The 9,374-nt window shown below is 71.1% G+C and carries 11 protein-coding genes and 2 pseudogenes; 8 read left to right on the plus strand and 5 right to left on the minus strand.

All coding sequences use genetic code 11. From position 1 onward, the window contains the following. Positions 1-99: 99 nt before the first annotated feature. The 3 genes and pseudogenes from P3T29_RS32015 to P3T29_RS32025 form a co-directional block, all read left to right on the plus strand. Positions 100-261: pseudogene (locus tag P3T29_RS32015) on the plus strand (DDE-type integrase/transposase/recombinase); the annotation flags it as partial. Continuing rightward, positions 247-582 (plus strand): helicase associated domain-containing protein, encoded by a 336-nt coding sequence (locus P3T29_RS32020; protein WP_280720203.1) that lies wholly within the window; start codon positions 247-249, stop codon positions 580-582. The pseudogene P3T29_RS32015 and the gene P3T29_RS32020, both read left to right, overlap by 15 nt. Positions 583-950: 368 nt before the next feature. Continuing rightward, positions 951-2,513, plus strand: a complete 1,563-nt coding sequence (locus P3T29_RS32025; RefSeq protein ID WP_280720193.1) for an IPT/TIG domain-containing protein — start codon at positions 951-953, stop codon at positions 2,511-2,513. Positions 2,514-3,168: 655 nt separating this feature from the next. Here the strand turns inward: P3T29_RS32025 and P3T29_RS32030 are convergent. The 4 genes and pseudogenes from P3T29_RS32030 to P3T29_RS32045 all read right to left on the minus strand — a co-directional run. Further along, positions 3,169-3,510: pseudogene (locus P3T29_RS32030) on the minus strand (aminoglycoside phosphotransferase family protein); the annotation flags it as partial. Positions 3,511-3,654: 144 nt separating this feature from the next. Next, positions 3,655-3,801 (minus strand): hypothetical protein, encoded by a 147-nt coding sequence (locus P3T29_RS32035; protein WP_280720195.1) that lies wholly within the window; start codon positions 3,799-3,801, stop codon positions 3,655-3,657. Positions 3,802-4,245: 444 nt separating this feature from the next. Continuing rightward, entirely contained in the window at positions 4,246-4,854 is a 609-nt protein-coding gene (locus P3T29_RS32040) for a hypothetical protein (RefSeq protein WP_280720196.1), read from the minus strand. 45 nt (positions 4,855-4,899) lie between these two features. Then, positions 4,900-5,097 carry a hypothetical protein gene (locus P3T29_RS32045; RefSeq protein ID WP_280720197.1) on the minus strand — a complete coding sequence of 66 codons (198 nt, stop codon included), beginning with the start codon at positions 5,095-5,097 and terminating at the stop codon, positions 4,900-4,902. 473 nt (positions 5,098-5,570) lie between these two features. On the opposite strand from P3T29_RS32045, the gene P3T29_RS32050 reads away from it, so the two are divergent. The 3 genes from P3T29_RS32050 (at position 5,571) to P3T29_RS32060 (ending at position 8,124) form a co-directional block, all read left to right on the plus strand. Continuing rightward, the gene (locus P3T29_RS32050; RefSeq protein ID WP_280720198.1) at positions 5,571-6,440 is read left to right on the plus strand and encodes a serine protease; all 870 of its coding nucleotides are present in this window, start codon (positions 5,571-5,573) and stop codon (positions 6,438-6,440) included. 271 nt (positions 6,441-6,711) lie between these two features. Then, the gene (locus P3T29_RS32055; RefSeq protein WP_280720199.1) at positions 6,712-7,758 is read left to right on the plus strand and encodes a phosphodiester glycosidase family protein; all 1,047 of its coding nucleotides are present in this window, start codon (positions 6,712-6,714) and stop codon (positions 7,756-7,758) included. A 102-nt stretch (positions 7,759-7,860) separates the two neighbouring features. Further along, a complete protein-coding gene (locus tag P3T29_RS32060; protein WP_280720200.1) occupies positions 7,861-8,124 on the plus strand; it encodes a hypothetical protein in 264 nt (87 codons plus the stop codon). Between the two features lie 13 nt (positions 8,125-8,137). Here the strand turns inward: P3T29_RS32060 and P3T29_RS32065 are convergent, their stop codons facing one another. Beyond that, entirely contained in the window at positions 8,138-8,404 is a 267-nt protein-coding gene (locus tag P3T29_RS32065) for a hypothetical protein (protein WP_280720201.1), read from the minus strand. A 155-nt stretch (positions 8,405-8,559) separates the two neighbouring features. Between P3T29_RS32065 and P3T29_RS32070 the strand changes: the two genes are divergently transcribed. Then, complete coding sequence (locus P3T29_RS32070) at positions 8,560-8,868, plus strand: DUF4193 domain-containing protein (RefSeq protein ID WP_280720204.1); 309 nt, start codon at positions 8,560-8,562, stop codon at positions 8,866-8,868. A gap of 166 nt (positions 8,869-9,034) precedes the next feature. After that, on the plus strand, positions 9,035-9,374 hold a 340-nt coding region (locus P3T29_RS32075), incomplete at its 3' end, for an ADP-ribosylglycohydrolase family protein (RefSeq protein WP_280720202.1).

Genomic DNA, 9,374 nt, shown 5'->3' on the forward strand with positions numbered 1-9,374 from the left:
CTCCGCCGCAACGCCCGCGACGCCACCCGGCCCCTCGCTCTCCTCGGCCTCGCGTGATCACAAAACGGACGTCACGCGACTACGCCGAAGCCCTGGATCGAGGGCTGGTGGTATCTGGCCACGGTCATCGACCTGGCGACCCGCGAGGTGATCGGGTACGCGATGGCCGACCACCACCGCGCCGAACTGGTCACCGACGCCCTGAATATGGCCGTCGGCCGGGGCGACCTGAAGCCGGGCTGCATCATGCACACCGACCGCCAGGAACAGCGGGAACTGCTCGCGGCGATCGGCATCGAGGAGGACCAGGAGCTCGTCGCAGCGCGGGCGGTGAAGGCCGCCACTCCCAGGCGCAGCCAGGCCGAGCGGTTCCAGCAGGGCCTGGAAGCCCTCGCGCAGTACGTCCGGAAGGTCGGCCACGCCAAGGTCCCCAGGACCCATCGTGAGGCCGTGCAGCTACCGGACGGCGTCGGGACGGTCGAGGTGGCACCGGGCACCTGGCTGAACAACGTCCGTGCACGGCGGGCGAAGCTGACCCCGGATCAGCTCGCCCAGCTGGAAACACTCGGCGTGGCCTGGTAGTCGGCGTCAGGCCGGGGTGGGGGGGGCTGACTCCACTTGCTCCTGTGCGGTGGCCGGAGGCGGGTGGGGCGTCAAGGTGTCGGGAGGTCAGGTTTTGGGCGAATACGGCCAGTTGCGCGGGTTCCGCCCTGATGCGGACATGTCGGTGTGAGGATGGGCGGTGGCGTCTCGGGTGCCCGATGGTCAGGGGGCTGGGGCGCCGATGGCTGCTGCGGCGCGGACCCTGCCGCGGTGGTGCGCGATGCGTGCCTGATCCGGAGGGCAGACCTCGTCCGGCGGTGCGCCGTGTGCGACCGTACCGTAGCCGGTTCCAGGGGCCCATTCGGATCCCGCCGCCGCGGTGCGGACAACAGAGGGGAAGGTCCTCGATGTCTCTGACTACCCGGTTACACCCGGCGCATGCCGGTCGGGCCCGGCGGTTCACCGCCCTGGCTGCCACCGGGGGCCTGGCGCTGGCCGGTCTGGTGGCGTTGGCTGCTCCTGCCAGTGCGGCCGGGGTGTGCGGTGCCCCGGTCGTCTCCGGGGCGACCACCAGCATCACCTGCACCGCCGCAGGCACCGGCAGCATCACCGTGCCCGCCGGTGTCACCAGCGGCCTGGTGACCCTGAACGGCGCGGGCGGCGGGCCCTCGGTCGACGGCGTGGCCGGTGGCAAGGGGGCCCTCGTGGTGGCGACCCTGGCCGTGACGCCCGGGGCGACGCTGAACGTTGCTGTCGGCCCCCAGGGCACCACCGCGACGGGGTACGCCGGGTACGGCGGTCTGGGTGGGGGCCTGGTGGACGTGACCACCTCCACCGGCGCCGCGCTGCTGACGGCCGGCTCCGGCGGCGGAGCAGGCGGTCCGGGTATCGGGACCCCCGCCTTCGCCGGGGCCCCGGGCGGCAACAGCGGCAGCGCCGGGACCGCGGGCAACGGCAGCTCGACTGCGGGCGGCGGTGCCGGCGGCGGTGCGGGAACCGCGACCGCGGGCGGCGCGGGCGGGACGGGCGGGGCGGGCGGAAGCGTCGGCAACGGCGGGCTCGGCGGCTCCGGGTCCATGCCGAACGCGGTCGGAGGTGCCTTCAGTCACGACTTCTACATCCCGGCGGGCGGCGGCGGCAACGGCGGTGCCGGCTACGGCTCGGGTGGTGCCGGAGGGGGCGGCGGCATTGACGCCTCCGCCACGTTCGGGGGCGGGGGTGGCGGCGGTGGCGGCGGCTCCAGCTACGTGTCCGGCACCGTTCCCGGCACGCCGTCCTCGGTGACCGACGGCGTGAACGCGGGCAACGGCTCGGTCGTGTTCGTGTTCACCCAGACGCCCACGGTCACCTCGGTCACCCCGAACACCGGCCCGCCCGCCGGCGGCACTGTGGTCACCATCACCGGCACCAACCTGACCGGCGCCACCATCACCTTCGGCGGCAACCCCGCCACCGACGTCTCCTGCACCGCGACCACCTGCACCGCCACCAGCCCCGCCTCGGGCACCGGCACCATCGACATCCAGGCCACCACCGCCGGCGGCACCAGCGCCACCAGCACAGCCGACCAGTACACCTACGCCGCTGCCGACCTCGGCATCACCCTGGCCGCGACCGGCGCGCCCGGCCTGCTGGGCGGCCACATCGACTACACCATCACCATCACCAACAACGGCCCCTCCGCGGTGACGGCGGCCACCGTCACCGCCACCTTGCCCGGCCCGATGACCGCCACCAGCAGCACCTGCACCCCCTCCAGCGGCCAGGTCACCTGCACCCTGGGCACCCTGGCATCCGGCGCGAGCACCACCCGCACCTTCACCGTCCCCATCGCCCTGCTCACCCTGAACCTGCCCTACGCGGTCACCGCCACCCGCACCGCCAGCACCCCCGTCGACCTGAACCCCGCCAACGACAGCGCCACCCGCAACTGCACCATCGTCACCTCACTGATCATCAACTGCAGCTGACTCCACCCACCGCTGCCCTCACCCCACCCCGGCGGTGAGGGCAGCAACCTGCCGACACACCCGCGACCGCCCCGGCGCGCTGTCGCAGGAGCGCAGGCGGGCGTTGGAGGACATCGCCCCGTGGTGGTGCCCCGCGTGGCCGATCCGCCGGCAGCGCACCTACCAGGCCGCGCGGGTGTGGTGGCTGGAGAGCGGCGGTGGGGGTGGACTGGCCCGAGCTGCTGGTGGAGCTGGAGTTCGAGGGCGAGCCGCTGGGACACTTCGTCGCGGCGCAGCAGGCGGGATGGCCGGAGCTGGTGGAGGAGCAGCGCGAACTCCTGGCCGCGATCGGGATCGCAGAAGACCCTGGGCAGGTGGCTGCGCGGGCGGCGGCCGCGGCGAAACCGAAGACATCTCAGGCGGAACGGTTCCAGCAGGGGCCTGGAGGCCCTCGCCCAGTACATCCGACGGGGTCGGCCATGCGAAGGTCCCCCGGACGCACCGGGAGGCCCTGGAGCTTGCGGACGGGACCGTGGAGGAACACTCGCTGGGCGCGTGGCTCAACAACGCGAAAGCCCGGCACGCCAAGCTGACCGAACACCAGGTCGCGCAGTTGAAGGCGCTCGGGGTGGCCTGGTAGGCGGTGTCGGTGTCAGGCCCGGGTGGGGGCGGGGCTTCAGCCCAGGAGGCCCAGGAGGCGTTGGGCCTGCCGCTCGGCGGTGCCGGCCGGATTCCGGGGACTGCTCGGGTCCTCCAACGCCAGGACCAGGAGCCAGAGCAGCGAGAAGAGGCGTCGGCACTCGCGCAGGCGGCGGGCCTGTGCGTTGTCGAGGTCGAAGAGACCGAGGAAACGCGCGATGTCGAACCCGCTGTCGACCCACAGGGAGGCGTGCTCGGCGATGTCCGCCCGTTCATAGACGCGGTCGCTGCGGCCGGAGTCCTCGAAGTCCACCACCCGGACCCGCGTCCCGTCCCACAGGAAGTTGGCGAGGTTCCCGTCGGCCTGGCCCAGGACCGGTGGGGTGTCCGGTGGCGACCTACTTGACGAATCTGCGCTTGGAGCGCCGCAAGGATCGCCTGGACAGGGTCAACCGTCAGCTCAGCGAGCTTAACGGTCCGCTCTACGCGCAGACGGAAGCCGTGGACCGCTCCTGGAGCACGTTCACTTCCCGCTACTGGCCCATATGGGCGCGCACAGCGCGTCGGGCAAGGTGAGTGCGTCGCCGGCGCGGACGGCGTCCTGGGTCAGCTCCAGTGCGACGGCGGTGTCTTCCGCGACGGCCGACAGCCGCGGCAACGTCGAGTCCACCCGCACGCCCTGCTCGAACGCGCTTGAACCGAGGCGTTCACCGGCATCACCGCCCGATACGAGGAGACCGATAGGGGCCGTGACAGGCGATCCCGTCGCCGCGGCCCGGCTCGGGACAACCCGGGCTCGCCCGGCGGAGCCTGGCGCGAAAGGATGGCCTCATGATCACGGACGAACTGAGCGATCCGCCGGCCGACAGGCGCACCCGTAACACTCTGATCCCAGTGGCTGGCGCCGCAGCACTCGGCGGCGCTCTCGTACTGTGGTTGGCCACCACTGGCCACTCCTCATCGGGTGCACCAAAGCCGACCGACACATGCCCGGCAGCTGCGGTGTTGATGAACTCGTTCCGGGGGCAGTACATCCAGGCACCCGCCGGCAGTGACGTGCGTACCTGGGATGGGCGCTTCGAGCTCACGCTCATAGCCCAGCACCCCACTTGCTTCACGGCCGAAGACCGAGCACAGGCAGAAGCAGCCACCGGCACATCCAGTTGACGGCCGGCCCGCAGATCCGGCACCAGCCGCAGCGGGTGCAGCGTTCGGACCGGAGTTCGCCGCAGGCCTGGAAGGCATCGCCGCCGTCGCCGATCGGGCAGTAGCACTCGCAGCAGGAGCCGCAGGCCGCGTGCACGCGGTCCTCGCGGCGTCCGGCAATCGCGATGGTCGAGCGGTCCCCGCAGTCCCGGCACTGGCGGGGCACCACGGCCGGGGCCGGCCCCAGCGCGGCGCCCTTCTCGACCCAGGCGGTGAGCGCGGTGAAGTCTGCGTCGGCCAGGCCGGAGGCCGGGACGGCCTCGTGGAGCAGGACAGGGGCGGCGTGGCCGTCGGCGAAGTCGCGGCGGACCCGCTTGGGGACGTGCGGGACGAACCAGGCGAGGGGCCGGTCGTGGCGCCTCGCCCGACCCAGCACGTCCTGGGAGCGCCAGTGGAGGTCGGTCTCGGCATCGGGACTGACGCCGGGGTCGTCCACGCGCTGGAAGAAGATGTGCCGGGTGGAGCCCTTCAGGTCGGCGTGCGGCGGGGCCTGGGTGAAGCCGAGGGGGCCAAGCAAGGCGGCGCGCCCCTGCGGCGTCCAGGCCGACACCCGGACCAGGCATCAACTCCCAGGGCGACAGGCCACCGACGGCCTGGGCGAGGCCTCCATGATGCGGCCCTGGGCGGCGGGGGCGCGGCCCTGGTCGACCTGGTCCTCGGGGATGGCGTCCAGGACCTGGGTGTGGCCGCGAAGTGCGGTGCGGGCCTCGGCGGCGTCGCGGTCGGCCGGAGGGGCGGGGCGGCGCTCGTGCGCGGGCACCCTGGTCTACCGGCGCAGCGCGGCGGGGTCGAAGTCGAGCCGGAAGGGGTCGGTCAACGCTGTGGTCTCGCGGGTCTGGGCGAGGCGTGGACCAGGCGCGGGTGGGAGGGTAGCTGTCCGGGGAGTATGCGGGCCCGGTCCTGCCGGCCGCACTCTTCGATGATCCAGGCGGCCACCGGGTCGGGCCCGTGAGGATCGGCTGTGTCATCGGTCCGCCCCGGCCCGGCGACAGTGTGTCGAGCCTGTCCGGGCCGGACTGCCGAGCGGTCCGGGACGACCCGGTCACCGGGGCGGCTTGGGCGGCTGCCTCATGTCGTGCACGCGGGCTCGTGCCTTCTGTCCGGACGACCGGGCCGCCCGGGGACAGGTGCTCGGTGGCCCGGCACGTCGCCGCCCAGGATCCGGCCGCCCGCCACCGAGGCCGGCGGCGCGTCACCGGCCTGCGCGACGGAGCGTCAGCTAGCCTGCCTGTCGTGTCACATGTCACAAGTGGCGTGGCCGACCAGCGCGCCACCTTCCCCGGGGGTTCTGTGTTGCTGCGCAAACTCATCGTCTCAGCGGGGGCAGTGCTCGCCCTGGCGTTCGCGAGCGCGTCACCGGCCGCCGCGATCGTCGGCGGGGGCGACGCCGCTCCCGGCTCCGCGCCCTACCAGGTCAGCATCGTGGCGCAAGGCCTGTTCGGCTGGAGTCACGTCTGCGGTGGCTTCCTGCGCGACGCGAACACGGTGGTCACCGCCGCCCACTGCGTCAACGGCAACGGGGCCAGCTCGCTGCAGGTCAAGTACGACGGCGTGGACCGCACGCGTCTGGCCCAGACAAGGAGTGTCAGCGGCGTCCTCAAGCACCCGGGCTTCAACGCGCTGACGATGGCCAACGACGTCGCGCTCCTGAAGCTCGCCACCGCGGTCACGGAGAACGGCAGCACGGTCGCGTTCGCCCCGCTCGCCACCACCGCGCCGACGGCGGGCGACGCGGCCACGGTCACCGGCTGGGGACGCACCCAGCAGGACGACACCACCCTCCCCACCAGCCTTCGCACCATCCAGGTACCGGTGACCACCACCACCGACTGCGAGGCCGCCTACTCCGGCCTGAACCTCAACCTCGGCGGAGACGAGGGCGGCCTCCTGGACGGCCTCGACCCGGTACTCGACACCACGAGCATGCTCTGCGCCGGGCCCGCCGACGGCGGCCAGGGCTTCTGCACCGGCGACAGCGGCGACCCCGCCGTGGTCAACGGCGTCGTCGTCGGCATCGTCTCCTGGTCACGAGGCTGCGCCGCGGCCGGCTCGCCCGGCGTCTACAGCAGCGTCGCCTACTTCCACGACTGGCTCTCCCAGTAGCCCCACCGCAATCACCCCGGCTCGCGCGGGCCCCGACTGGATCCCAGCCGGGGCCCGCTTGCTCAGAGCCTGTCCCGGCAGCCCCGCTGCCACCCTGGCCGCAGCAGCGACCTGGGCCCTCGTGATCGTGCTCTGGCCGGCGGCGATCCGCCGAGCCCGACAGGGTCGAGTACTCGCCAAAGTTCTCTACCCCCATGAGGAGGACAGGAGGACCGGCGACGGTGTGCCTCCGCAGCGTGGCAACCGAGCGGCGCGCAGAAAGGGCGGCACGATGCTGTTCAACCTCAACGACGACACCACGGAGAACCCCATGGACCAGGCCGTCATCAGTGGAGGCGCCTCGACGCAAACCTCGACACCGTACATCTTCAGCGAGTGGCAGCCGTGGTACCAAGGAATCGATCGCGCGGTGGGCACGGCCGATCTCGCCTTCGATGCCGTTCCGTCCGTGCTCTCCACGCCTGTCGCGCGAAAGCAGAACGTCAACGCGCTGCGCATCGACCTGACGAACTCGGGCATCTCCTTCTACACCACACCGGCGGCGCCGAAGGACAGGCCGTGTCAGACGGTTGGAGCGACGGTTACCGGATTCTTGAGCGCGGAGACGGCCGTGACGGTCGCGATCAACGCGAACTTCTCCTGGTACGACCAGGATGTCGTTGGCGGCAACTTCTCACTGATGGGGCTCGCCATCTCGCAGGGAAACGTCGTATGTGATCCCACGGTGCCAGCACCGCCGCCCGGGCACACGACGGACGCCGACGTACCGAACCAGAGCTACGCCGGCGCGATGGCGATGCTCATCTCACAGACGAACGAGGTGACTTTCCAGCTCGTCACGCAAGAAAATCTGAAGAATGTGTCGGATTACTACACGGCGATCGCGGGCAGTCCACAGCCGGCCGAAGGCGGGTGGCCGCCTCAGGAGCAGGTTCCGGGGCCGATTTTCCTGGTCGAGAATGGGGTCAACCAGGGGACACCCCAGCCGGGTCCCACCGAGAAGATCGCCGGGCGCACCGCTGTCGGCCTGAGCGCCGACGGGCAGTACCTGTACCTTGTCACGCTCGATGGGTGCGAGATCGCCGCGTGGCCTTATGGAGGGGGCTTCTACGACATCGCGCAGTGGCTGATCATCGCCGGCGCATACACGGGGCTCAATCTCGACGGCGGTGGCTCCACCTCGATGGCATGCCGCGACAGCAACAACTCTCCGGTCCTGATGAACGTCCCATTCGGCAACGAGCCGGCCCAGGCGACCCCGGGCGTCCCGCGCGCTGTCGGGAATTTCTTCGGCGTGGTCACGCGGCCGCTGTCGTAGTCAAAACCCGACACAGCCCCAGCACCCTGTGCCGTTCGGAAAATCATCGCTGCTGCTCAGAGTGGGTGGCATGCCACGACGACGTGCTGGAACCCTGTCGAGGTGATCGTCTCGTCGGTGTACAAGGTGGCGTGGAAGCTGCTCGCGGTCCCGGCGGTAGGGCTGCGTCGGGATGCGGCCAAGGACGCTGAACTGCTGGTGCTGGGAATACCGGCATGCGGCCTGACCAACAACGATGGGTCTCCGAACGGCACACCTCAAGAAGACCGCCGTCCGCAAGTCCACCGCCACTGGCAAGGCTCTGCCTGCGGCAGCCGAGAAGACGTCGCCGGCGAAGAAGACCACACCTGCGGTAAGACCAGCTGACCAGCGGCGGTGGTCAACCGATCCAGTCCGAGGGCTCGCCGCCGGCATCCGGCCCGGCAGCAGTGATCTCGTGCCAGCCCGCGAAGTCGGGCGTCGTGTAGGAGCCCAGCCCCTCGATCCGGCCGTTCGGCGACAGTCCGCGACGCCACCCGAAGGCCACACCAAGGGTTTGGGAGTGGTGCTCGTACGCGGCTAGCGCCCGGCCGATGTGCGTGACGTAGAACGTACGCTCCGTGGTCGGCTGCCCGTCGGGCCCGAGATGGTCGTACGTCGTGTCCATCTTGAAGACTCCGCGCGCTGCTTGCGGGGCGGGTGGGCGTGTCGGTGGGCGTCATCCGAACGGGCGCGGGGTTCATGTCGCGGGTCCGCGCGCGGCGCGGACAGGGCAGGCTGTGCACCGACCCGCACCGCACCCACGGGACGAGAGGCACCGCCTTGGCCACCGACTACGACGCCCCGCGCAATAACACCGACGACACGGACGACGACAGCATCGAGGAGCTGAAGAGCCGACGCAGCGCCAAGTCGGCCGGCACCGTGGACATCGACGAGCCCGAGACCGCCGAAGGCATCGAACTGCCCGGCGCGGAGATCTCCGACGAGGAACTGTCCGTCCGGGTCCTGCCCATGCAGCAGGACGAGTTCACCCGCGTGAACTGCTTCATGGTCCACCACCGCAGCCAACTCGCCAGGCAGGACCGCAAAGGACGGCCGGTCTGCCGGGAATGCGCGTCCGCCTCCTGACCGGCGCGTCCGCACGCCGGTCCGGGACCGGGTGTCCTCCTCCCGCCGTGCGGCACGGCATCAACGTCCGGCGTCGGGCCACACCTGGGCCAGGGACGATCCCCCGCACACGACTACTGGGGAATCCGCTGGCCCCTGGCTCGCCTCGTTGGCAGGATGCCTGCTGATGACCAACCACCCCGCAACCAGCACTGGACTTGTCCCTTTCAACCACCGTGCCGCCGCACGTGACTCGCTGCGCGGTCTGGCCGTCGGCGATGCCTTCGGCGCCCAGTTCTTCGTCCCCGACAATCTGCCCGCCCTGCGCGAGCACCGACTACCGCCCACGCCCTGGCCGTGGACCGACGACACCGAGATGGCCTGCTCGGTATTCACCGCCCTGCGCAACCGCGGCACGGTGAACCAGTGGGAGCTGAGGGGCCCCGAGGTTTCCGGACAGAGACCCAATAGAATCTCTGTTCAAAGGAAACGAGGTAGCAGTGGCACCACCCAGCAAGTACTCGCCT

This window comes from Kitasatospora sp. MAP5-34, assembly GCF_029894335.1.
Classification (GTDB): domain Bacteria; phylum Actinomycetota; class Actinomycetes; order Streptomycetales; family Streptomycetaceae; genus Kitasatospora.